Source organism: Paracoccus denitrificans (assembly GCF_900100045.1).
Taxonomy (GTDB): Bacteria; Pseudomonadota; Alphaproteobacteria; order Rhodobacterales; family Rhodobacteraceae; genus Paracoccus; species Paracoccus denitrificans.
In genome coordinates, this window is sequence record NZ_FNEA01000009.1 from 34,121 (window position 1) to 55,917 (window position 21,797).

21 protein-coding genes and 1 pseudogene are annotated in these 21,797 nt (G+C 67.3%); 11 read left to right on the forward strand and 11 right to left on the reverse strand.

Annotated features, from left to right (window positions below):
- Positions 1–8: 8 nt before the first annotated feature.
- Both BLT64_RS09350 and BLT64_RS09355 read right to left on the reverse strand, forming a co-directional pair.
- Positions 9–746 carry a DUF5058 family protein gene (locus BLT64_RS09350; protein WP_011746534.1) on the reverse strand — a complete coding sequence of 246 codons (738 nt, stop codon included), beginning with the start codon at positions 744–746 and terminating at the stop codon, positions 9–11.
- A 32-nt stretch (positions 747–778) separates the two neighbouring features.
- Complete coding sequence (locus BLT64_RS09355; RefSeq protein ID WP_011746535.1) at positions 779–1,942, reverse strand: amidohydrolase; 1,164 nt, start codon at positions 1,940–1,942, stop codon at positions 779–781.
- A gap of 205 nt (positions 1,943–2,147) precedes the next feature.
- Here BLT64_RS09355 and BLT64_RS09360 point away from each other — a divergent pair, with 205 nt between their 5' ends.
- Positions 2,148–2,594, forward strand: a complete 447-nt coding sequence (locus BLT64_RS09360) for a MarR family winged helix-turn-helix transcriptional regulator (protein WP_049792279.1) — start codon at positions 2,148–2,150, stop codon at positions 2,592–2,594.
- Positions 2,595–2,624: 30 nt separating this feature from the next.
- On the opposite strand, the gene BLT64_RS09365 is transcribed toward BLT64_RS09360, so the two are convergent.
- The 6 genes from BLT64_RS09365 to BLT64_RS09390 form a co-directional block, all read right to left on the reverse strand.
- Positions 2,625–3,407 (reverse strand): IclR family transcriptional regulator, encoded by a 783-nt coding sequence (locus tag BLT64_RS09365; protein WP_041529694.1) that lies wholly within the window; start codon positions 3,405–3,407, stop codon positions 2,625–2,627.
- Between the two features lie 45 nt (positions 3,408–3,452).
- Entirely contained in the window at positions 3,453–5,330 is a 1,878-nt protein-coding gene (locus BLT64_RS09370) for a TRAP transporter large permease (RefSeq protein ID WP_011746538.1), read from the reverse strand.
- On the reverse strand, positions 5,330–5,860 hold the full coding sequence (locus BLT64_RS09375) for a TRAP transporter small permease subunit (RefSeq protein WP_011746539.1): 531 nt from the start codon (positions 5,858–5,860) through the stop codon (positions 5,330–5,332). Before BLT64_RS09375 ends, BLT64_RS09370 begins: the two co-directional genes overlap by 1 nt.
- Positions 5,861–5,957: 97 nt before the next feature.
- Positions 5,958–6,371, reverse strand: a complete 414-nt coding sequence (locus BLT64_RS09380) for a VOC family protein (RefSeq protein ID WP_011746540.1) — start codon at positions 6,369–6,371, stop codon at positions 5,958–5,960.
- A 26-nt stretch (positions 6,372–6,397) separates the two neighbouring features.
- Positions 6,398–7,168 carry an SDR family NAD(P)-dependent oxidoreductase gene (locus tag BLT64_RS09385; protein ID WP_011746541.1) on the reverse strand — a complete coding sequence of 257 codons (771 nt, stop codon included), beginning with the start codon at positions 7,166–7,168 and terminating at the stop codon, positions 6,398–6,400.
- 145 nt (positions 7,169–7,313) lie between these two features.
- Positions 7,314–8,402, reverse strand: a complete 1,089-nt coding sequence (locus BLT64_RS09390) for a TRAP transporter substrate-binding protein (protein WP_011746542.1) — start codon at positions 8,400–8,402, stop codon at positions 7,314–7,316.
- A 274-nt stretch (positions 8,403–8,676) separates the two neighbouring features.
- Between BLT64_RS09390 and BLT64_RS09395 the strand changes: the two genes are divergently transcribed.
- Genes BLT64_RS09395 through paaH form a run of 4 tightly spaced genes read left to right on the forward strand, consistent with a single transcriptional unit; the run spans position 8,677 to position 13,058 of the window.
- A complete protein-coding gene (locus tag BLT64_RS09395; RefSeq protein WP_011746543.1) occupies positions 8,677–9,501 on the forward strand; it encodes an HTD2 family dehydratase in 825 nt (274 codons plus the stop codon).
- Positions 9,498–10,703: a CaiB/BaiF CoA transferase family protein gene (locus tag BLT64_RS09400; protein WP_011746544.1), complete on the forward strand. Its 1,206-nt coding sequence runs from the start codon at positions 9,498–9,500 to the stop codon at positions 10,701–10,703. Before BLT64_RS09395 ends, BLT64_RS09400 begins: the two co-directional genes overlap by 4 nt.
- Positions 10,687–11,508 carry an SDR family NAD(P)-dependent oxidoreductase gene (locus BLT64_RS09405; protein ID WP_011746545.1) on the forward strand — a complete coding sequence of 274 codons (822 nt, stop codon included), beginning with the start codon at positions 10,687–10,689 and terminating at the stop codon, positions 11,506–11,508. The genes BLT64_RS09400 and BLT64_RS09405 overlap by 17 nt, the downstream gene beginning before the upstream one ends.
- Positions 11,509–11,528: 20 nt before the next feature.
- On the forward strand, positions 11,529–13,058 hold the full coding sequence (paaH, locus tag BLT64_RS09410; RefSeq protein WP_011746546.1) for a 3-hydroxyacyl-CoA dehydrogenase PaaH: 1,530 nt from the start codon (positions 11,529–11,531) through the stop codon (positions 13,056–13,058).
- A 54-nt stretch (positions 13,059–13,112) separates the two neighbouring features.
- On the opposite strand, the gene BLT64_RS09415 is transcribed toward paaH, so the two are convergent.
- Complete coding sequence (locus BLT64_RS09415; protein ID WP_011746547.1) at positions 13,113–14,273, reverse strand: acyl-CoA dehydrogenase family protein; 1,161 nt, start codon at positions 14,271–14,273, stop codon at positions 13,113–13,115.
- Positions 14,274–14,555: 282 nt separating this feature from the next.
- Between BLT64_RS09415 and BLT64_RS09420 the strand changes: the two genes are divergently transcribed.
- Positions 14,556–15,269, forward strand: coding sequence for an alcohol dehydrogenase catalytic domain-containing protein (locus BLT64_RS09420; RefSeq protein WP_198140503.1), 714 nt, complete (start codon positions 14,556–14,558; stop codon positions 15,267–15,269).
- A gap of 15 nt (positions 15,270–15,284) precedes the next feature.
- A pseudogene (locus BLT64_RS27115) lies at positions 15,285–15,623 on the forward strand (zinc-binding dehydrogenase); the annotation flags it as partial.
- A 66-nt stretch (positions 15,624–15,689) separates the two neighbouring features.
- Here BLT64_RS27115 and BLT64_RS09425 read toward each other — a convergent pair.
- Positions 15,690–17,762, reverse strand: coding sequence for a 3-hydroxyacyl-CoA dehydrogenase NAD-binding domain-containing protein (locus tag BLT64_RS09425; protein WP_011746548.1), 2,073 nt, complete (start codon positions 17,760–17,762; stop codon positions 15,690–15,692).
- A 341-nt stretch (positions 17,763–18,103) separates the two neighbouring features.
- On the opposite strand from BLT64_RS09425, the gene BLT64_RS26785 reads away from it, so the two are divergent.
- Genes BLT64_RS26785 through BLT64_RS26790 form a run of 4 tightly spaced genes read left to right on the forward strand, consistent with a single transcriptional unit; the run spans position 18,104 to position 20,690 of the window.
- Complete coding sequence (locus BLT64_RS26785) at positions 18,104–18,634, forward strand: flavin reductase family protein (RefSeq protein WP_011746549.1); 531 nt, start codon at positions 18,104–18,106, stop codon at positions 18,632–18,634.
- A gap of 59 nt (positions 18,635–18,693) precedes the next feature.
- Positions 18,694–19,782, forward strand: coding sequence for an LLM class flavin-dependent oxidoreductase (locus BLT64_RS09435; RefSeq protein ID WP_011746550.1), 1,089 nt, complete (start codon positions 18,694–18,696; stop codon positions 19,780–19,782).
- A gap of 31 nt (positions 19,783–19,813) precedes the next feature.
- Positions 19,814–20,485 carry a 3,4-dihydroxy-2-butanone-4-phosphate synthase gene (gene ribB / locus BLT64_RS09440; RefSeq protein WP_011746551.1) on the forward strand — a complete coding sequence of 224 codons (672 nt, stop codon included), beginning with the start codon at positions 19,814–19,816 and terminating at the stop codon, positions 20,483–20,485.
- A gap of 40 nt (positions 20,486–20,525) precedes the next feature.
- Positions 20,526–20,690: a hypothetical protein gene (locus BLT64_RS26790; RefSeq protein WP_157137418.1), complete on the forward strand. Its 165-nt coding sequence runs from the start codon at positions 20,526–20,528 to the stop codon at positions 20,688–20,690.
- A gap of 241 nt (positions 20,691–20,931) precedes the next feature.
- Here BLT64_RS26790 and BLT64_RS09445 read toward each other — a convergent pair whose 3' ends face one another.
- Positions 20,932–21,723: an SDR family NAD(P)-dependent oxidoreductase gene (locus tag BLT64_RS09445; RefSeq protein ID WP_011746553.1), complete on the reverse strand. Its 792-nt coding sequence runs from the start codon at positions 21,721–21,723 to the stop codon at positions 20,932–20,934.
- Positions 21,724–21,797 lie beyond the last annotated feature (74 nt).

Genomic DNA, 21,797 nt, shown 5'->3' on the forward strand with positions numbered 1-21,797 from the left:
GGTTGCGATCAGGCCAGGATTCGGCCGACACCGAAGCCGACCGCGATCCCCGCGATCAGGCTGAGGCCCACGGCCCATTCGCGCAGCCAGGGACGGTGCTTGCCCGCCGCATGCAGCGCCACCATGCAGCCCGCGCTGGTGACGACGGCGGCCAGGTTGTCGGCGGCGATGGTGATATTGCTCAGCCAGGACTTGCTGACCGCGGCATTGGCGCCCAGCAGGAAGAAGATCGCGATGGGCGTGGCGGTGCCGACGGCGCGGATCAGCGCCGGGTTGCTGAGAGCCATCCGGTCCTGCGTCCGGTCAAGCCCCTTGGTCAGGAAGAAGGTCGAAAGCAGCCAGCCCATGCCGCCAAGCGTCATCACCCAGACCGAGGCCGCAAACGCCTGCAACGTATAGCTGTCGCGCCCCAGTTCGGCGCCGACGGCCCTTGCGCCCTGATCGGCGGCCACGAATTCGAACACCGCCGAGCCGATCACCCCCACGCGCATCAGCGTCACCGGCGATCCGACCATCGCGACCAGCGACACGGCGACGAAGAAGATCGCTACCGCCGGCCCGATCGAGTTGATCGCGGCGGTCTTGTAGATCCGCGTCCGCTCCTCCGGTGTCAGGATTTCATAGCGGTTCGAGAAAATCAGCGTCATGCGCAGATACATCAGCGCCTGCGCGACGACGACGCTGATGACGAGGATGGCGAACAGCCACAATACCGGGCCATTGGCGATCTGAAGAACGTTTTCCATTTTTTCGTTTCCCTGTTGGATGCGCGGCCGCCTCAGGCCAGTTCGGCCCGGACGAGGCGGCAGAAATAGCTGGCGGCGGTGGCAAGGATCTCGTCGTTGAAGTCAAAGCCGGGATTGTGCGGCATGGCGCCGGGTCCCGCGCCCACCAGCACATAGCTGCCGGGCACCTGTTCGGTCATGTAGGCGAAATCCTCGCTGCCGGTGAAGGGCGCGACATTGCCGCGGACGTTTTCCGCGCCGACCGTTTCAGCGGCGACCGACAGGGCGATGACGGTCGCCTGGGGGTCGTTGACCAGCGGCACGAAATTGTCGTCGAACGCGATCTCGGCATGGCCGCCATAGGTGGCGGAAACGCCCTTGGCGACCTCTTCCAGGCGCTGTTTCATCAGCGCGCCGACGCCCTTGTCGAAATAGCGCAGGCAGCCTTTCAACTCTGCCTTGTCGGGGATGACGTTGTGGCTGTTGGTGCCGGCATAGACATCGGTGAAGGAGATGATCCCGGTCTCGTTCGGGTCCAGGTTGCGCGCGACGATGCTTTGCGCCGTCACCACGATGTTCGAGGCCATCTGCGCGGCATCCACCGTGGTCTGGGGCAGGGCGGCATGGCCGCCGCGGCCCTGCAGGCGGATGGTGAAGAAGGAACAGCCCGCCATCATCCGGCCCGGCCGGGTGCAGATATGGCCGCGCTCGATGCCGGGGAAATTGTGATAGGCATAGATCCGGTCGCAGGGAAACCGCTCCAGCAGCCCGTCGCGGATCATCGCCAGCGCGCCGCCCAGACCTTCCTCGGCGGGCTGGAAGATGAAATGGACCGTGCCCGCGAAATCGCGGTCGCGCGACAGGTGCCAGGCGGTCGCCAGCAGGGTGGCGGTATGACCGTCATGGCCGCAGGCATGCATCACCCCCGGCACTTTCGAGGCATAGGGCTTGCCGGTTTCCTCGTGGATCGGCAGCGCGTCCATGTCGGCGCGCAGGCCGATGGCGCGGTTCGATTGCCGCCGGCCGCGCAGCACGCCGACCACGCCGGTGCCGCCGATGCCGGGATGCACCTCGTCCAGCCCGAATTCGCGCAGCTTGGCCTCGACCAGTTCGGCCGCGAACGTTTCCTGAAAGCCGATGCCGGGGTTTTCATGCAGCGCGTGCCGCCAGCCGATGAACTCGGCCTGCTGCGCCACGATGTCCTCGATCATGCCCATGCGGATCTCCTCGAATCACTCATAATAATTGCGTAATGCAATTGTTGCATAATGAGATGATTGCACCAAAGGATAATTTCCGGTCTGATGCGTGGGCGCGCGCCGAAACGCGGAAACGGGGCGTGGATTGGTGAAATGCGGAGGCTGAATGCTTAGAAACTGGTCAAAGGCGTTTCGGCAGGGGAATGCCGTTTACCAATTGAATATGCTGGCGAATGCCACGATCCGGTCGTTCGAGGACGGATTTGTCGAGATCGTCGGGCTGGATATCCGCACAATTCGCGTGCTGCGCCTGATCGGCGACAATCCGGGCATTACCTTCGCGGAAATCGCGGTGCTGGGCGCGCTGGAACGCAGCCTTGCGTCGCGCCTGATCCAGACGCTGGTGCGCCAGGATCTTGTCGAACGGCGCAATGATCCGAACGACGCGCGGCGCTTCGGCCTTCATATCACGCCCATCGGGCAAGAGACGCGGCGGCGCGCCGACATGCTGTCCGATCTGGGGCTGGAGATCCTGTTTCAGAAGCTCGATCCGGCGGAAGCGGCGGCCTTCGTGCGCACGCTGGGAAAGCTGGCCGACTGGATCGACAGCGACGAATTCGAGCGGAAGATCCGGCAAACATATGCCGATGCCTCAGAAAGGCTGAAGTAAGGCGGGCGCGGCGGCGATGCGGGGCGCGCGCTATCCGATCCGCTTTGACAGCCGCGCGGCGGCATCGCGCAGGGCGGTGATGACATCCTCTCGGGCGACCTGGCGCACGCCGTCGATCCGGGGAAGCATGGGCACCGTCAGCGCCGCGACGGCGTGGTGATTGACATCGAGGATGGGATAGGACACCGCGTAGAGCCCTTCGTATTGGCGGCTTTGCAGGGCGGCATATCCCTTGACGGCGACCTCGTGGACCTCTTTGCGGAAGGCCCTCAGTTCGGATTCGGGCCGTCCGTCGAACGCCTCGCGGATGCGCAATTCCATGGTGTCGCTGTCCTGGAAGGCGATCAGCACCCGGCCTGAAGCGGACGGGGCCACGGCGATTTCCGATCCCGTGCGCACCGAGAACCCCAGGCCACTGGGCGCATCCACGGCGGCAAGCACCGTCTGCGACCCGCGATTATAGACCCGCAGGTCGCAGCCGAAATCGACATCTCTCGACAGCTCCTCCATGATCGGGATCGCCGCCGTCAGCAGGCGCCGCACCGGTGGATGCGCCTGCGACAGCTTGAACAGCTTGGTCGTGGGGCCGAACTTGTCGCCGTAATTCGCGACATAGTTCCGCCGCACCAGGATGCTGACCATCCGGTAAAGCTCGCTGACGCTGCGGCCGAGGCGGGTCGCGATTTCCTTCTGCGTCAGCGCCGTTTCGCTTTCATGAAGCAGCTCCAGGATATCCAGCCCCTTTTCCAGCGCCGGCGCGGAATAGTTCGGCGGCTCCTTCGCCTGGGTCGCGGTGGACTTGGCTGCACCCATGGTTCGTCTTCCCTCACTCCGCGCCGGACACATCTTGCGACCTCCTCAGTTTCCGCTGGGGAAGGTCAGGTCGATCTGGGGCACAGCTATACCTCCCGTCGGGTCGATGTCGATGGTAAAGCCCTCGAGCGTGCGCATCGCGTCCTCCATGTCCATGACCGGGGCTTGCCCGCCCACGCCCATGAAGATCTCGGGCGCGAACAGCACGACGATCACCAGCAGCAACTGGATGATGACGAAAGGTATGCCGCCCAGATAGATCTGCCGGGTGGACACGCCGTCGATCATCTTGCCGCTGATCTCGTCCTTGTAGGCGGCCTTGGGCGCGATCGAGCGCAGGAAGAACAGTGAAAAGCCAAGCGGCGGCGTCAGGAACGAGGTTTGCAGCGTGATCGCGATCACCAGGCCCAACCACAGCGGATCGACCCCCAGGGTGATCGCCGGGACCAGCAGAAGCGGGATGGCGATGAAGGCGATCTCGAAGAAGTCGAGGAAACATCCCAGGACGAAGATCACCACGACGGTGAAGATCATGAACCCGCGCTGGCCGCCGGGAAGCCCGGTCAGAAGGTGTTCGACCCAGAGATGGCCGTTGATCCCGAAGAAGGTCAGCGCGAAGACCCGCGCCCCGATCAGGATGAACAGGATGAAGGCGCAGAGCTTGGCCGTGGAATAGGTCGCCTGGGTCATCATCGCAAGGTTCAGCCGGTCGGGCCGCCGGTCGGCCAGCCGCTTGGCCAGGGCCAGGACCACCGATCCCACCGCGCCCATCGCCCCGGCCTCGACCGGCGTGGCCAGGCCGATGAAGATCGTCCCCAGCACCAGGAAGATCAGCAGCACGGGCGGGACCAGGACGAAGGCGACCCGCTCGGCGATCGCCGAGATGAGGCGGGTGCGCGCGCCGCGTGCCGAGGCGCCGTGCAGCGCGACATAGGCGCAGACGGCGCTGGCCGCCCAGGCCAGCGTGGCCGCCAGCGAGCCTGCATCGCGGGTCATCGCCAGCGCGGCGAAGCCAAGGGCAAGCACGCCGCCCGCCACCAGCGCCGCGCGCCCCAGCAGCCGCGACATCAGCGCGATGACCAGCGCCGCGATGGACAGGCCGCACAGGGTAAAGATCACCACGTCGATGGTCTTCTCCATCCCCGACGCACGCACCGTCAGCGAGGCGATGATCCCCGAGACGACGAACAGCGCCAGCACCTGCCAGACGCCCCGCGTGCCGTTCGGTTCGCGATAGAGCAGCGCCTCGGGCGGCAGGGCGGGAACATAGGACGGACGGAAGATGCTGACCAGCAGGATGAACAGCATGAAGCTGAGCGTCAGCATCAGCGAGGGCAGGAAGGCCACCGTGTACATGTCGCCGACCGAGGTGCCCAGCTGGTCGGCCAGCACGATCAGGATGGTCGAGGGCGGCAGGATCTGTGCCAGCGTCCCCGAGGCCATGATCGTCCCCGACGCGACCCGCCGGTCATAGCCATAGCGCATCATCACCGGCAGCGAGATCATGCCCATGGCGATGACCGATGCGGCCACGACGCCGGTGGTCGCCGCCAGCAGCGTGCCGACGAACACCACCGCATAGGCGACGCCCCCGCGCACCGATCCGAAGAACTGGCCGAAGGTTTCCAGCAGATCCTCGGCCATGCCCGAGCGTTGCAGTACGATCCCCATGAAGGTGAAGAACGGAACCGCCAGCAGCACCTCGTTCGACATGATGCTGAACACGCGGTCAGGCAGCGCCACGAGCAGGTTCCAGCTTAGCGCGATGGTGCCGGGCGCATAGGGTGACAGTTCGACCGCCACGAAGAAGAACAAGAGCCCGTTCGCGGCCAGCGAGAAGGCGACCGGATAGCCCAGAAGCAGTATCCCGATCAGCGACAGGAACATGATCGGGGCGAGGTTGGAGGCAAGCAGTTCGAACATCACGACACCTCGCCTTCGGTGTTGGGCAGGTCACGCAGCCGGAAGCCGGTCTTGATGACCTCGGAAAGCCATTGCAGGGTCAGCTGGAGGAAGCCGATGAAGATCAATGCCTTGGCGGGCCACAGGGGCAGCCCGCCCTGGTTCGGCGACATCTCGCCCGAGGCAAGCGTCTTCAGGAAGAATTGCATCGAAAGCCACAGCATCAGCGCGACGAAGGGGAACAGGAACAGCAGGTGGCCCGCCATCTCGACGATCTCGCGGGTGCGCGGGGAAAACCGGCTGGAGAACACGTCGATGCGCACATGCTCGTTGTCCTGCATCGCCCATGCGGCGCAGAGCATGAAGACCGCGCCGAACAGGTACCATTGCAGTTCCAGCCAGGCATTCGAGGTCACGCCGAACAGGTGCCGCGACAACGCATTGAGCGCCGAGACCAGAATGGCCATCACGATCGCCCAAGAGGCGGCCTTGCCGATCCCCCGGTTGAGGTAATCGATCGCCCGGCTTGATCGAAGCAGAAAGTTAGTCATACCACCTCCCTGGCATGTGCCGCGCCGGCCGGGATATCCGAACCGGCACGGCGCTTGCCCCCTGGTTGCTGCGCGCTGACCCTCCCCGAGCCGGCGCTTACTTGCCGTAGTTGATCTGGTGAACCTCGATGATGGTGCCTTCGGGGTCCTGGAAGAAGATCTGATACCACCCGGCCATGGCCCAGACACCATAATCGGCGAAGGGCACGCCATTGTCGGTCAGGTGTTTCTTGAACGCCTCGATGTCGTCGGTGCGGAAGGCGATATGGCCGCGCTCCAGCGGGTTCACCGGCTGGTTGGTGCGATAGCTGACGCCCAGGTCGGTCGTGGCCAGGTGGAATTCGATCTTGCCATCGGTCACGAATTCCACGCCGCTGTAATAGCCCTTGGTGGTGTCCTGGACATGTTCGTCGTCATCGACGCCGCCGAGGTTCAGGATCTTGCGATAGAATTCGTTCAGATGCGGCACGTCCTTGGTGCAGACGTTGATGTGGTGCAGTTCCAGTTTCATCTTTTTCTCCTCTGGTAAATTTGCAGTCAGACCGGCATGCCGCCATCGACCATCAGCGTGGCGCCGGTCACATAGGACGCCTCGTCCGAGGCCAGCCACAGCAGCGGATAGGCCATTTCCTTCGGCTCGGCCCACCGGCCCAGGACGCAGGGCGGCTCGAAGGCGGCCAGTTCGTCGCGCGATTTTCCGGCCTGTTCGGCGCGGGTGACGTGAAAGGGCGTCAGGGTATAGCCGGGGCAGATCGCGTTGGCCCGGATGCCGTGGGGCGCTTCCTCCCAGGCCAGTGTGCGGGTGAAGCCCAGCACCGCCGCCTTCGAGGCGTCATAGGCGCCCATCCCCTTGCGGCCCAGGACGGCGTGGCAGGACGACACATTGACGACGCTGCCCTCGCCGCGCTCGCGCATGCTGGGCAGGGCGGCGCGGGTCAGCGAGGCATAGCTGAGCAGGTTCACGCGGATGATGTCTTCCCACATGTCCCAGGTCGCATCCGCCAGCGCGTCATAGCGGCGGATGCCGACATTGTTGACCACGATGTCGATCCCGCCGAATGCCTCGATCGCCTTGTCCGCAGCCTCATAGGCGGCCGCCTCGATGCCCAGATCGGCGGCGAAGGGCCGCACATTCGCGCCGGGCACGGCCGACCTGATGCGTTCGGCCGCGGCCTCGACCGCCTCGCCGCTCAGGTCCACCAGCACCACGCTGGCGCCTTCCTCGCAGAAGATGCGCCCGGCCTCGGACCCGATGCCGCCGCCGCCGCCCGATACAAGCGCGACCTTGCCCGCCAGACGATTTGCCATTCGTATGCTCCTCTTTCCCTTATGTTCGCTGCCTTGCCTTTCCGGCAAAGCGCGTCCCTTCCCGGCGCCATGAGGCAACTGGGTCGGCCTGACCAGCAGGCCGATCGTGCCGGTCGGGGGCCGACGGGCCCCCGGCCTTTTTCCGTCAGAGCTGGGTGCGCAGACGCGCCATCATCGCGTCGTAGCTGAGCTCGGTCAGCTGCCAGTAGGCATAGGCCGAATCCCGGTATTCGACGATGCTGTCATAGAGCGTCTTCCATTCGGGATTGGTCTCGTTCAGCTCGGCATAGACTTCCTTCGAGGCGGCAAGCGCGGTCGCGATGATTTCCTCGTTGAAGTTGCGCAGCTGCGCGCCCGAACTGATAAGGCGCACCAGCGCGGCCGGGTTGCCATAGTCGTAGCGGGTGACGACCTCGTCCGCCGCCACGGCGGCGGCGGCCCGCAGGATGGCCTTGTAATGGGCGGGCAGCTCTTCCCATTTCTGCAGGTTCATGAAGAAATGGACGGCCGCCTGGCCTTCCCACCAGGACGGGAAATAGTAATAGGGCGCGACCTTGTTCAGGCCCATCCGTTCCTCGTCGAAGGGGCCGGTGAATTCGGCGGCGTCGATCGTGCCGCGCTCAAGCGAGACATAGACATCGCCGCCGGGGATGGCGGTCGGCACCACGCCCATCTTCGCCATGATCGAACCGGGCAGCCCGCCGACCCGCATCTTCAGCCCGGCCAGATCGGACACGCTATTGATTTCCTTGCGATACCAGCCGCCCATCTGCGCGGTGACATTGCCGCCCGGCAGGGCGAAGAAGCCGTGCTTGGCATAGAAGGTGTTCAGCAGGTCAAGCCCGCCGCCCTGCATCTGCCAGGCGTCCATCATCCGGGTGTTGAAGCCGAAGGGCAGCAGCGTGCCCAACGAGAAAGCCGGGTCCTTGCCGTGGTAATATTGCGAGGCGGTATGGCCCATCTCGACCGTGCCCTGCGCCACGGCATCGGCGATCTGGTTCGGGCCGACGATCTCGCCCGCGGCGAAGGGCTGGATGCGGAAGCGACCCTCGGTCATCTCCTCGACATATTTCGCCATCGTCGTCGCGGCCGGATAGAGCGCCGCGAAGGATGTCGGGAAGGCCGATTGCAGCCTCCAGGTGATTTGGGGCGCCGACTGCGCGATTGCGGGGGCGGCAAGCGTCGTCGCCGCCGCGCCAATGCCGACTGATCCCAGGAATTTCCGCCTTCTCATGTCTCTCCTCCCTCGATGGCCGATCTCGGCCGGTAGGTTCATCCAACATCATTTCACATATGATGTCAATTCTTCGCATATGATGTTTAAGGTTGAATCGCCTGATTGCCTGCTTGGTCCCGCCGGTTCGACATTCGATATTGCGCGTCTCATAACAGCAAAATCAGGTGTTTATGGCTGCGCGCGCGCCAGGGCGGTCCCTTCTCAGCAATGTTCGTTTGACAAATGATTTTAATTATTCATATATGGATTCAACTTCTGGGAGGAGAGAATCATGACCATGGAGAGGGATTCGGCCCCGCTGATCCGAATCGATTCCTGCGCGCTGGCCTCGGCGCGGCGTGTCGCCGCCATGCTCGATTGCGATCCCGGCATGGTGGCCGACGGTCAGCCGCTGCCGCGCGGCTGGCATTTCATCCTGCTGGGCGGCGACACGCGCCGTTCCGAGCTGCGCGGCGACGGCTTTCCCGGCCTGGGCGTGCCGATGCCCGATTTCGGCCTGCCTCGGCTGCTGCTGGCCGGGCGCAGCGTGCGCTGGGATGGCGACATCGCGATCGGCGAGCCGGTCGAGCGCGACAGCCGGATCGAGGACATCACCGAAAAACAGGGCCCCGCGGGCCGCATGGCGCTGGTCAGGCTGCGCCACGCGCTGCGCCCGCTGTCGCAGGCACAAGCGGCGGTGATCGAGACGCAGACCTATGCCCTGCTGCCCGCCGGTCCCTCGGCCCCGCGACCGGCGGCCCCGGCCGGGGCGGAGGCCGCGCATCGGCGCCGCGTGACGCCGGACGAGACCCTGCTGTTCCAGTATTCGGCGCTCGGCTTCAATTCGCACAAGATCCATCTGGATCGCGACCATGCCCGCATTGTCGAGGGCCTGCCGGATCTGGTCGTGAATGGCGGCCTTGTCGCGCTGCTGGCGACCGAGTTCCTGCGCACCGACCTGGGCGTCACGCCCACCGCCCTGCGCGCACGGCATCTGTCGCCGCTTTACTGCAACCATCCGATGACGCTTTGCGCCGATCCCGCCCCCTCGGGCTGGCGAATCCGCGTTCTCGATGACAGCGGCGTGCTTGCCGCCGAACTGGAGGTCGAGGCATGAGCTTTCAGCCACTGAAATCCATCCGCGTGCTGGACCTGACCAGCGTTGTGGTCGGCCCCGCCGCGACCTGGCGGCTGGGGCAATACGGCGCCGATGTCGTCAAGGTCGAAAACCCGGCGGGCGACCTGATGCGCGGCCTGGGCGGGCAGTCGCCCACCGGCCAGCATTCCGGCGCCTATCTGCACCTGAACCGGGGCAAGCGGAACATCTGCCTTGACCTGAAATCCGACGGCGCGCGGCAGGTGATCGCCCGCCTGATCGCGCAGGCCGATGTCGTCGTCGCCAATATGCGGCCCAAGGCGCTGGAAAAGCTGGGCATCGACCCGGCGAGGATCCAGGCGCGCCATCCCGACAAGATCTATTGCCTGCTGACCGGCTTTGGCACCGACGGACCCTATGGCGGCTTTCCGGCCTATGACAGCGTGGTCCAGGCGGCGGCGGGCATTCCCGGCCTGTCGCTTGCCCGCGACGGGGTGCCGCGCTATGTGCCGCTGCTGATCTGCGACCATGTGGTCGGCGAGATCGCCGCCGGCGCCATCCTTGCCGCCGTGATAGAGCGGCAGGCCACCGGGCGCGGCCGCATGATCGAGATCCCGATGTTCGAGACGATGGCCGCCTTCGTCCTTCAGGAACATCTGGCGCAGCACAGCTTCGACCCGCCGGTCGGCCCGCCGGGCGATCGCCGCCTGCTCAGCCCGCACAACATGCCGGTCCAGACCGCCGATGGCCATGTCGCGGTGACGATCAACACCGATGCCCAGGTGCGCGCCTTCCTGCAGGTGACGGACCGCGCCGAACTGGCCGATGATCCGCGCTTTGCGACCGTCGCCGCCCGCGCCGACAACGTGGCCGAATGGTTCGAGGTCCGGGGCGCGCCCCTGACCCAGCGGACCACGGCCGAGTGGCTTTCGCTGTTCCGCGCCGCCGATCTGGCCGCCATGCCCTGCCACACGCTGGAGACGCTGCCCTCGGACCCGCATCTGGCCGCCGTCGGCCTGATCGAACATGAGGATCACCCGACCGAGGGCCGCACCGCCGTCATCCGCGCCTCGTTGCGGGTGGATGGCGACAGCGTGCCGACCCGCAGCCCGGCGGCGCCCCGCGGATGGGATACCCGCGACGTGCTGGCCGATGCGGGCTTTTCCGCCTCTGAAATCGAAACGCTTTTGTCAGAAGGGTCCGCCCATGAACATCACCGCTGAAACTGTCCCCGCCGCGCTGAAGGGCGGCCCCCGTTACCTCGATGGCAAGGTCTGCGTGATCGTCGGCGTCGCCTCGCTGCGCGGCATCGGCTATGCCACGGCGGAACTGTTCGCCCGGCACGGCGCCAAGCTGGTCGTCGTCGATCTGATGATGGACGACACCATCGCCGCCGATGTCAGCCAGGCCATCGCCACCCGCAACGGCGAGGCGCCCGAACTCTTGGGCCTGCGCTGCGACATCGGCCGCGCCGCCGATTGCCAGGGCGTGATCGACCAGGCCGTGGCGCGCTTCGGCCGGATCGATTGCCTTGTGAACACCGCCGCCATCGTCAAGTCCGACGGGCTGCTGGCGATCTCGGGCGACGATCTGGACCTGATCCTGAACGTCAACCTCAAGGGTGCCTTCAACCTGTGCCAGAACGCGCTGCGCGTCTTCGAAGAACAGGGCAGCGGCACGATCGTCAACATCGCCTCGGTCGCCGCGCAGCGCGGCGGCGGGCTGGTGGGCGGCGCGCATTACGCGGCCTCGAAAGGCGGCGTCATCAGCCTGACGCGCAGCATCGCGCGCGAATTCGGCCCCAAGGGCATCCGGGCGAACGCGATCTGTCCCTCGATGACCGAAACCGGGATGCTGGACGGCAATGTGACCGAGGCGCAATTCGCCCAGATCGTCGATGCCATCCCGCTGAAACGCGCCGGCCGGCCCGAGGATATTGCCAATGCCTGCCTGTATCTGGCATCCGATCTTTCGGCCTATGTCACCGGCACCACGCTGGACGTGAATGGCGGCAGCCATATCCACTGAATGTCGCCTAGGGGGATCAGATGTCTGGACTTGAGAAATCCGCCACCGTCGCCGTCATCGGCGCCGGTGCCATGGGGGCGGGAATCGCGCAGGTCGCGGCGACGGCCGGGCATCCGGTCCTGCTGTTCGACGTCCGCCCCGAGGCGGCAGAGGCCGGGCGCGCGGGCATCGTGAAAATGCTGGACCGCCAGCTTGCCAAGGGCCGGTTGACCGCTGACGACCGCGACGCCATCGCCGCCCGGCTGTCGGTGGCAAAGGCGCCTGGCGATCTGGCCCCGGCCCGGCTGGTGATCGAGGCCATCGTGGAAAAGCTGGAGGTCAAGCGCGACCTGTTCGCGCGGCTTGAAGGCATCGTGGACGATGCCGCGATCCTGGCCACCAATACCTCGTCGCTGTCGGTGACGGCGATCGCGGCGGGCTTGCGTCACCCCGGACGGGTGGCGGGGCTGCATTTCTTCAACCCCGCCCCGCTGATGCGGCTGGTCGAAGTGATCGCCGGCCTCGCCTCGGATCCGTCGGTGCTGGACCTGCTGCATGATACCGCGCTGGACTGGGGCAAGGCGCCGGTGCGGGCCACCTCGACCCCCGGCTTCATCGTCAACCGCGTGGCGCGCCCCTATTACGCCGAGGCGCTGCGGCTGGTCGAGGAGGGGGCGGCAGCGCCCCAGACCATCGACGCCATCCTCCGCGAGGCGGGCGGCTTCCGCATGGGTCCGTTCGAATTGATGGACCTGATCGGCCATGACGTGAATTTCGCGGTCACGCGCTCGGTCTTCGACGCCTATTTCGGCGATCCGCGCTATCGCCCCTCGCTGATCCAGCAGGAACTGGTGGCCGCCGGCTGGCTGGGCCGCAAGTCGGGCCGCGGCTTTTACGATTACGCCGAGGGCGCGGCGCGGCCCGAACCTGCGACCGTGGCCCCCACGCCCGCCCCGGCCCGCGTCGTGGTCGAGGGCGACCTTGGCCCCGCCGCCGCCCTGGTTCCCGCGCTGCGCGAGGCAGGCCTGCAGGTCGATCTTGCCCCCGGCGAGGGCTGCATCCGCGTCGGCGCCGCGCGGCTTGCGCCTGGCGACGGCCGCATGGCGACGGCGCGGGTCGCGGGCGGCGAGTCCGCCGATCTGGTGTTGTTCGACCTTGCGCTGGATTACGCCACCGCGACGCGGATCGCGCTGGCCCGCGCCGACCAGACCCCGGAGGCAGCGCTTGCCGATGCGGTGGGGCTGTTCCAGGCGCTTGGCAAGCAGGTTTCGGTCGTGGATGACACGCCGGGCCTCGTGGTGCTGCGCATGCTGGCGATGCTGGCCAACGAGGCGTCCGAGGCGGTCCTGACCCGCGTGGCGACGCCGGCCGATATCGACCGCGCGATGACGCTTGGCGTGAACTATCCCAAGGGACCGCTGGCATGGGCCGATACCGTTGGCCCCGCGCGTATCCTGTCGGTGCTGGATGCGATCCATGCCGCTTGCGGAGACAGCCGCTATCGCGCCTCGCAGCTTCTGCGCCGCCAGGTGGCCACCGGCGCGCGCCTGTCGGGCGATCCGGTCGTCTGAGGAACGGGCGCCTTTCGGCGCCGCGCCATCAGGCGATCGGGGATCGCGCCGCGTTCAGCCGCTGGCCTCGCGGATCATGTTGCGGGCGATCACCAGCTGCTGGATCTGGGTCGTGCCTTCATAGATGCGGAACAGCCGCACGTCGCGATAGAAGCGTTCGACCGCATATTCGGCCATGTAGCCCGCCCCTCCATGGATCTGCACCGCGCGGTCGGCCACGCGGCCGACCATCTCGCTGGCATACATCTTGCAGCAGGCCGCCTCGGTCGAGACGCTCAGGCCGGCATCCTTGCGCCGGGCGGTTTCCTCGATCATGCAGCGGGCGGCATAGGCCTCGGCGCGGCTGTCGGCCAGCATCGCCTGCACCAGCTGCTTTTCGGCGATGGGCTCGCCGAACTGCCTGCGCTCCATCGCATAGGCCAGGCTGTCGCGGATCAGCCGTTCCGCCGCGCCCACGCAGACCGCCGAGATGTGCAGCCGGCCCCGGTCCAGCACCTTCATCGCGGTCTTGAAGCCCTGGCCCAGCCTGTCGGGGCCGCCGATGATCGCACTTGCCGGGACGCGGCAATCTTCCAGGATGACATCGCAGGTATGCGATCCCTTCTGGCCCATCTTGCGGTCCCTGGGCCCCAGATGCAGGCCGGGGGTGCCGGCCTCGACCAGGAAGGCGGTGACGCCGGCGGCCGACTTGCTGTCGGGATCGGTGCGGGCGAAGACGGTGAACAGCCCGGCATGGGGCGCGTTGGTGATGAACCGCTTGGTCCCGTTCAGGACATAGTGATCGCCGTCCAGCCGCGCCGAACAGCGCAGCGAGCCCGCGTCCGACCCGGCATCAGGCTCGGTCAGCGCGAAAGAGGCGATCATCTCGCCCGAGGCCAGCTGTGGCAGGTAATGCGCCTTCTGCTCGGGCGTGCCGTCGATGATGATCCCCTGAGAGCCGATGCCGTTATTCGTGCCCACCAGCGAGCGGAACACCGGTGAGGCCTGGCCCAGGACCAGCGCGGCCTGCACCTCTTCGGCCATGGTCAGGCCGATGCCGCCATGTTCCTCGGGGATCGACATGCCGAACAGGCCCATCTCGCGGATCTCCTGCACCAGTTCGGGCGGGATCGCGTCGCCATCGGCCACCCGCTCTTCGTTCGGGATCAGGCGTTCGCGCACGAAGCGGTCCAGGGTCTCGAGGAATTGCGCAAGCGTTTCGGGGTCGAGGCTCATGGCGATGCGTGTCCTTCCGGGTCCTGCTGAATGTCGCAAACGAGGGGCCGCGGGCCTGCCGCGCCCGCCGGGAAAATGACTAGCATCCGGCGGCCCGTCGCAGAACCGGGGCTTTTGCGCCATCCGCCCCGTCCGCCGCTGTCGCACAAGAGACAATTGCCGCGCGCGGGCCGGCGGCCTTTACTCGGGCCGTGCCGCCGCCGTTCCGGCGCCCCGGTCCGCCCCTCCCGGCCGGGGGTCGGGATGCGTGGTGGCACGGAGATTTCAAGGGAGGAACACCAGATGAGGGCTTTGCGTTTTCACGCCGCCAAGGATCTGCGGGTCGAGGACATTCCGCAGCCGACCGAACCGGCCGCCGACGAGGTGGTGATCGAGAACCGCTTCGCGGGGATCTGCGGCACGGATCTGCACGAATATGCCTATGGGCCGATCTTCGTGCCCAAGGACGCCGCCACCGGCGCGGTCGCCGCGCAGGTTCTGGGCCATGAATATGGCGGCACCGTGGTCAAGGTCGGGCGCGACGTGACCCATGTGAAGGTCGGCGACCGGGTCTCGGTCCAGCCCTTCATCACCCCGCGCGGCGGCGACTATTACACTGATCGCGGGCAGTTCAACCTGTCGGATGCGATGGCGCTGGCCGGTCTCAGCTGGATCGGCGGCGGCATGGCGGAATCCAGCCTGCTGAAGGGCTATAACGTCTATAAGCTGCCCGACCAGATGACCGACGAGGACGCGGCGCTGGTCGAGCCGGTGGCGGTCGCCGTCTATGGCGTGGACCGGGGCGGCGTGAAGCCGGGCGACGCGGTGCTGGTCACGGGCGCCGGGCCGATCGGCCTTCTGGCGCTGCTGGCCGCGCGGGCGGCGGGGGCGGTGCAGCTGTTCGTGTCCGATCCCAACGCCAAGCGGCTGGAGATCGCGCGGGACATCATCCCCGATGTGGTGGTGATCGACCCGCGCAACCAGGATGTGGGCGAGGTGATCCGCGCCGCGACCTAGGGCGGCGTCGGCTGCGACGTGGCGCTGGAATGCGTGGGCAACACGCAGGCGCTGCAGGCCTGCGTCGATGCGGTGCGCAAGCGCGGCGTGGTGGTGCAGGTGGGCCTGCATGCCGGCGAGGCGCCGGTGAACTGGTTCAACGTGGTTTACAAGGATATCGACCTGCGCGGCTCCTGGGCCTATGAGGCGCAGATGTGGCCGCGCGTGATGCGGCTGATCGCCTCGGGGCAGATCCCGGCGCGCAAGATCGTGACCCGGACCGTCACGCTGGACAATGTCATCGTCGAGGGCTTCGACGCGCTGCTGGACCCGGCGGGCACGCATCTGAAGATCCTGATCGACCTGCGGGGCTGACCGCGCCGCTCCACCGCCACCCGAAAGCCCCGCATCCGGCGATGCGGGGCTTTTGCCATGGGGCGCTCAGGCGGATGGGTTCAGGCTGGTGAAATCGCGCCCTTCATCCGCAAGCTGGCGCAGAAGCGGCGGGACGGACCAGGACAGCGGGTCGTCCTTGGCCAGGGCCTCGATCCGGGACAGGATGCGCGCGGGCGTCAGCCGGTCGGCATGGTGCATCAGCCCGCCGCGCCAGCGCGGAAAGCCGTAGCCATGGACCAGCACCAGGTCGATGTCGCGCGGCGCGGCGGCGATGCCCTCGGCCAGGATCCGGGTCGCCTCGGCGATCATCGCCAGGACCAGCCGTTCGGCGATGCCCTCGGCGGGCAGCGCCACGCGGGTGATGCCGGCATCGCGGCTGGCCGACAGGATCGCCTGCGTCACCTCGTCCGAAGGCTGCGCGCGGCCTTCGGCATCATAGTCATACCACCCCGCGCCGGACTTGCGGCCCAGGCGCCTGCAACGCTCGACCAGATGATCGGCGATCGGGACGTAGCGGTGGTCAGCGCGGTCGCGCAGGTTCTGGCGGCGGCGGTTGGCGTATGCGATGTCCAGCCCCGACATGTCCTGCGCCTCATATGGCCCCATCGCCATGCCAAAGCCGCGCATGGCGGCATCGACCTGGGCCGGCAGCGCGCCTTCCAGCAGCAGGATGTCGGCCGCGTGGCGATAGCGGGCAAGGATGCGGTTGCCGATGAACCCGTCGCAGACGCCCGCCAGCACCGGCACCTTGCCAAGCTTCCGCGCCAGCCGGAACGCCGCGCCCAGGGTCTGGTCCGACGTCGCCTCGCCGCGCACGATCTCCAGCAGCTTCATCACATGGGCGGGCGCGAAGAAATGCAGCCCCAGGAAGCGGCCCGGCTGCCGGATGCCCTGCGCCAGCAGGTCGATATCCAGATACGAGGTATTCGTGGCCAGGATCGTACTGTCGGGCAGCGCGTCCTGCAGCGCGGCGAAGATCGCCTGCTTGACCGCCATGTCCTCATAGGCGGCCTCGATGGCCAGGTCGGCGGCGGGCAGGTCGTCATAGCCCACCGCCAGCGACAGCCGCGCCTGCAACTCGGCGGCGCCGGCATCGGTCAGCGCGCCGCGCTTGCGGCCCTGCGCCACCAGCCCGGCGATATTGTCGCGGGCGCGGTCCAGCGCGGCGGCGTCGGTCTCGACCACCCTGACCACCAGCCCGGCCGACAGCAGCGCATAGGCGATGGCCGCGCCCATATTGCCGCCGCCGACCACCACGGCGCGGGCGATCTCTGGCGCGGGGGCGGGCCAGGCCTTTCCCTGCGCCATGGCGGCGCGTTCGGCGAAGAACACATGGCGCAGCGCCCGCGCCTGGTCCGATCCGCGCAAGTCGAGGAAGGTCGCGCGCTCGCGTGTCAGCGCCGCCTTGATCGGTTCTTGCGCCGAGGTGGCCACCAGCTCGATCGCCCGGTGCGGCGCGACCTGGCCCGGTGCGCGCCGGTCGGCCCGCGCATGAGCCGCCGCGACCGCCGCCTCGTCCGGCGCGGGGGGCGGGCGGTCGTCGGCGCAGAGGGCGCGGAGCAGGGTCTGCGTGTCCACGCCCCGCGCGGCGGCCATCGGGTCATCGGCGATCAGGTCGATCAGGCCCAGGCTTTCCGCTTCGGCGGCGGTCACGCTGCGGCCCTGTCCCAACAGGTCCAGCGCGGCCGCCATCCCCACCAGCCGCGGCAACCGCTGCGTGCCGCCCGCGCCGGGCACGATGCCCAGGGTGACTTCGGGCAGGCCGAGCGTGGCCGAGGGGTGGGCGATGCGGAAGCGGCAGGCCAGCGCGATCTCCAGCCCGCCGCCAAGGGCCGCGCCATGGATCGCGGCGATGGTCGGGAAGGGCAGGGCGGCCAGCGCGTCCAGCACCTCGTTCAGCTGCGGGTCCAGCGGCGGGCCGTCGAATTCGCGCGCATCCGCCCCGGCGACGAAATTGCGCCCCGCCCCGCGCAGGATCAGCCGGGCGGGGCGGTCGGCCGCCGCCTGCGCGATGGCGCGAGCCAGATCGGCGCGCATCGCCTGGCCCAGCACGTTCAGCGGCGGATTGTCGAAGGTCAGGACGGCGCTGTCGCCGGCGAGGTCGTAATGCACCGGCATCGGATCAGCCCACCGGCCGCGACATGATAGCGATCCGCGTGCCGCCGATGATGATTTCGATACGGGGATGGTCTGCGGTTGTCACGGCGCGTTCTCCTCGGGGGGGGGGCGGTCGGGCGGGTCGGGCGCGATCCGCGCCTGTCGCCGGCATTGGCCTTGTTCTTTGCGCCTGCGCGGGGGTCTGTCGCAATTGTCAAATCTGCGACAGGCCGGATGCCCGGCCCCGGAGCATCTGGGCCAGTATCCATCCACCGGCGGTTCGGGAAAAATGGATTCGGTCCGGGCAAGCCCATGCGCCCCGCCCGGCCACGCCATTCGCCGCCAGTCCGGGAGATCCGCCCATGACCGCCCATTCCGATGTTGCCAGCCCGTTGCGCGATACGTTCCGCGCCAGCATGCGCCCGGTCGCCGCCAGCGTGTCGGTGGTGGCCTCCGGCGACGCGGCGGGGGCCTGGCATGGCATGGCCGTGACCAGCGCCGTGTCGCTGTCGATGGAGCCGCCCTCGATGATGGTGGCGGTCAACCGCTCGGCCTCGGTCCATCCGGTGATCCAGGGGGCGGGCTGGTTCTCGCTGAACCTCATGGCGGAATGCCATGCCGACCTGCTGGAGGCGTTCTCGCGCAGCGACCTGCGCGACCGGCGCTTTCTGCCCGAGCACTGGAGCGCGGGCCTGCAGGGCCTGCCGGTGCTGAAGGACGCGCTGTCCACCCATCTGTGCCGGGTCACGGCGGCCCATGATTTCGGCACCCATACCGTGTTTTTCGGTCAGGTCGAGGACGTGATCCTGCCCGAGCCCGCCGCGCGGACACTGGCGCCGCTTGTCTGGTTCAACGGCGCACGCGCCGCCCTGTCCGCAACCGCGGAAACCTGACACCGGCGCCAGCCGATCAACGCCCGCAAGGGCAGTCTTGCAACCTCTGGGAGGATACCTTGGAACTTGGACTTTTCCACATGCCGCTGCACCCGGCCGAACGGCCGCTGGTCGATGTCCTGGCAGAGAATACCGAAAAGATCGTCTATGCCGACAAGCTGGGCTTTGCCGAGGCCTGGGTGGGCGAGCATTATTCCGCCACGACCGAGCCGATCACCTCGCCGCTGATCTTCCTGGCCTCGCTGCTGCCGCAGACCAAGCAGATCCGCCTTGGCACCGGCGTGCTGTGCCTGCCCAACCATCACCCCGCGCAGCTGGCCGGGCAGGTCGCGCTGTTCGACCACATGGCCCAGGGCCGCTTCATGATGGGCGTGGGTCCGGGCGGGCTGGCCTCGGACATGGAGCTGTTCGACGTTCTGGACGCCAATGTCCGCAACGAGAAATTCGTCGAGGCGATCAAGATCATCAAGCAGATCTGGTCGCAGGACCCGCCCTATGACATCCAGGGCAAGTACTGGCAGATCAAGATCACCGACAACATCATCCCGGAACTGGGCGTCGGCTACATGCAGAAGCCGTTCACCAAGCCGCATCCGCCGATCTCGCTGTCCTCGATGTCGCCCGACAGCGAAAGCGTGTCGCGCGCCGTCAAGCTGGGCTGGAAGCCGATCAGCGCCAATTTCGCGCCCGAAAGCACGATCATCGGCCACTGGAAGAAATATGTCGAGGGCTGCGAGGCGGCGGGCCGCGAGCCCACGGGCCAGGACTGGTCGGTGGCGCGCAACGTCCTGATCGCCGACAGCGATGCGCAGGCCGAGGACTGGCTGCTCGATCCCAAGGGCTCGAACTACTATTACTTTGATTACCTGTGGAAGGTGCTGAAGGTCGCCGACTACACCGCCGTCATCAAGCCCGACATCAACATGGCGGACGAGGACGTGACGGTCGAGGCGATCGTGAAGGCCTCGGTCCTCTATGGGTCGCGCAAGACCGTGACCGACAAGATCATGAGCCTGCGCGAGCGTTCCGGCCCCTTCGGCACGCTGCTGATGGCGGCGATGGACGGCAGCGGCAAGAACCGCGAGCGCGAGCGGCTGACCATGCGGCGCCTGGCCGAGGACGTGCTGCCGGTCGTCAACGCGGCCTGACCTGAAATCATCATCGGCGGGAGGAAAGACGATGAACATCGAGACCGTGATCCGGGCATCCGAACCGGAACTGCATTCGCAAGACCAGCAACCCGGCGACCGGGTCGGCATGGCGATCGACATCATCGCCGCGGGCGGCATGGTGATCGTGGTTGATGACGATTCCCGCGAGAACGAGGGCGACCTGATCGCGTCTGCGGAAACCATCACCCCCCAGATGGTTGCGTTCATGGTGAACCACTCGACCGGCATCCTCTGCGCCTCGATGAGCGGCGCGCGCGCCGATGCGCTGCATCTTCCGCCGATGGTGACACGAAACGACGACCCGCAGGGGACGGCCTATACCGTCTCTTGCGACGCGGCGGCCTGCGGCACGGGCGTCTCGGCGGCCGACCGCACCCTCAGCTTTCACGCGCTGGCGGCCGGGGCGACCGACCCCGCCGCGCTGCGCCGGCCCGGCCATATCTTCCCGCTGCGCGCGCGAGAGGGCGGGGTGCTGACCCGCGAGGGCCATACCGAGGCCGCCTTCGACCTGGTGCGGCTGGCAGGTCACCTGCCGGTGGGCGTGCTGTGCGAGCTGGTCAACCGCGACGGCACGATGATGGCGGGTCCGCAGATCGACCGCTTTGCCGAACGCCACGGCCTGCTGAAGGTCTCGGTGGCCGAGCTGATCGCCTGGCGCCGGCAGCGCGGCGACCTGTGACCGCGTCGCCCCGGCGGCTGACCGTCCCGACGAGGTTTCCATGATCCCGCCCCGTTTCGGCGGCCTTCAGGGCACTGTCGTCCTCCATGTCTCATGCCTGCTGGCCGGCTCGCTTGTCGGCCAGTTGCCGGGCGACCGCGGCGCCGAGGTCTTCGATGTCGGGGCCTTCAAGCGTGACTGCCGGGCTGCCCGGACGAAAGCCTGATCCGGGGCACCGACGAACTGTTCGATCTGGACGCCGCCTTGTGCGACATCCGCGCCGACCGACCGGTCAGCCTGTCCTGTAAGGGTAATATGCAGACGGCTCTGTCGGGGCCGCAAACCCGTGTCGGCCGGGTGGCGTCGCCGCGCGACAACAACGGCAAAGTCGCGTTGACGGCCAACTATCCGGCGTTTCGCGAAAGCAAGGCTGAAGGGGCGCCTGCGAACGGCGCCCCTTGCCGCAGTCAGAGCGAGAAACCGCCATCCACCGCCAGCGCCTGGCCGGTCACATGCGGCGCGCAGGCCAGATAGACGGCCATCTGGCCCATATCCTCGGGGGTCTGGGCGACGCCCTGGGGCAGGAAGATCTGCTGGTGGCGTTCCCAGGACTGTTCCTCGGTCTCGCCCGGCAGCGCCCATTTGCCCGACAGGCCGGTCTCGCCCCGCCACATGCCGGTGCCGACGATCCCCGGACACAGCGCGTTGACGGTGATGCCGTCCTTCGCAACCTCCTTGGCGATGGCGTTGGTCATGCCGATCACACCGAATTTCGACGCGCTGTAATGGGACAGCTGGGGAAAGCCCACCTTGCCCGCGATGGACGAGGTGTTGATGATCCGCCCGAATTGCTGCGGGCGCATCACGTTGATCTGCGCCTGGCAGCACAGGAAGACGCCGCGCAGGTTGATGTCGATCACGTCGTTCCACTGATCGAGCGTCAGTTCCTCGATGCCGCCGAGGCTGACGACACCGGCATTGTTCACGGCGATGTCCAGCCGCCCGAACTGCTTGACGACCGCCTCGACCATGGCCGTCACGCTGTCGGGCTTGCGCACGTCCACCTGCAGCGCGGCCGAACGCCTGCCCAGGGCCGCGACGCCCTCGGCGCCGCCTTCGGCCAGCTCGGTCGTGTAATCGGCGATAACGACATCGGCACCGGCCTGCGCCAGGGACTGGGCGATCCCGGCGCCGATCCCGCGCCCTCCGCCCGTGACAAGGGCGATCTTCCCTTCCAGCGAAAACTGCGATTGTGTCATGATTTCATCCTCCTCAGGGGCTGCGAACGGGTCGGCGCGGCCGGGCCGGCGATTCCCCACCCGATCAGCCCAAC

What these genes read in the sequence shown, in the direction of transcription:
- BLT64_RS09350 (WP_011746534.1), bottom strand. Translation starts at nt 746, where the DNA reads ATGGAAAACGTTCTTCAGATCGCCAATGGCCCGGTATTGTGGCTGTTC.
- BLT64_RS09355 (WP_011746535.1), bottom strand. Translation starts at nt 1,942, where the DNA reads ATGGGCATGATCGAGGACATCGTGGCGCAGCAGGCCGAGTTCATCGGC.
- BLT64_RS09360 (WP_049792279.1), top strand. Translation starts at nt 2,148, where the DNA reads ATGCTGGCGAATGCCACGATCCGGTCGTTCGAGGACGGATTTGTCGAG.
- BLT64_RS09365 (WP_041529694.1), bottom strand. Translation starts at nt 3,407, where the DNA reads ATGGGTGCAGCCAAGTCCACCGCGACCCAGGCGAAGGAGCCGCCGAAC.
- BLT64_RS09370 (WP_011746538.1), bottom strand. Translation starts at nt 5,330, where the DNA reads ATGTTCGAACTGCTTGCCTCCAACCTCGCCCCGATCATGTTCCTGTCG.
- BLT64_RS09375 (WP_011746539.1), bottom strand. Translation starts at nt 5,860, where the DNA reads ATGACTAACTTTCTGCTTCGATCAAGCCGGGCGATCGATTACCTCAAC.
- BLT64_RS09380 (WP_011746540.1), bottom strand. Translation starts at nt 6,371, where the DNA reads ATGAAACTGGAACTGCACCACATCAACGTCTGCACCAAGGACGTGCCG.
- BLT64_RS09385 (WP_011746541.1), bottom strand. Translation starts at nt 7,168, where the DNA reads ATGGCAAATCGTCTGGCGGGCAAGGTCGCGCTTGTATCGGGCGGCGGC.
- BLT64_RS09390 (WP_011746542.1), bottom strand. Translation starts at nt 8,402, where the DNA reads ATGAGAAGGCGGAAATTCCTGGGATCAGTCGGCATTGGCGCGGCGGCG.
- BLT64_RS09395 (WP_011746543.1), top strand. Translation starts at nt 8,677, where the DNA reads ATGACCATGGAGAGGGATTCGGCCCCGCTGATCCGAATCGATTCCTGC.
- BLT64_RS09400 (WP_011746544.1), top strand. Translation starts at nt 9,498, where the DNA reads ATGAGCTTTCAGCCACTGAAATCCATCCGCGTGCTGGACCTGACCAGC.
- BLT64_RS09405 (WP_011746545.1), top strand. Translation starts at nt 10,687, where the DNA reads ATGAACATCACCGCTGAAACTGTCCCCGCCGCGCTGAAGGGCGGCCCC.
- paaH (WP_011746546.1), top strand. Translation starts at nt 11,529, where the DNA reads ATGTCTGGACTTGAGAAATCCGCCACCGTCGCCGTCATCGGCGCCGGT.
- BLT64_RS09415 (WP_011746547.1), bottom strand. Translation starts at nt 14,273, where the DNA reads ATGAGCCTCGACCCCGAAACGCTTGCGCAATTCCTCGAGACCCTGGAC.
- BLT64_RS09420 (WP_198140503.1), top strand. Translation starts at nt 14,556, where the DNA reads ATGAGGGCTTTGCGTTTTCACGCCGCCAAGGATCTGCGGGTCGAGGAC.
- BLT64_RS09425 (WP_011746548.1), bottom strand. Translation starts at nt 17,762, where the DNA reads ATGCCGGTGCATTACGACCTCGCCGGCGACAGCGCCGTCCTGACCTTC.
- BLT64_RS26785 (WP_011746549.1), top strand. Translation starts at nt 18,104, where the DNA reads ATGACCGCCCATTCCGATGTTGCCAGCCCGTTGCGCGATACGTTCCGC.
- ribB (WP_011746551.1), top strand. Translation starts at nt 19,814, where the DNA reads ATGAACATCGAGACCGTGATCCGGGCATCCGAACCGGAACTGCATTCG.
- BLT64_RS26790 (WP_157137418.1), top strand. Translation starts at nt 20,526, where the DNA reads ATGATCCCGCCCCGTTTCGGCGGCCTTCAGGGCACTGTCGTCCTCCAT.
- BLT64_RS09445 (WP_011746553.1), bottom strand. Translation starts at nt 21,723, where the DNA reads ATGACACAATCGCAGTTTTCGCTGGAAGGGAAGATCGCCCTTGTCACG.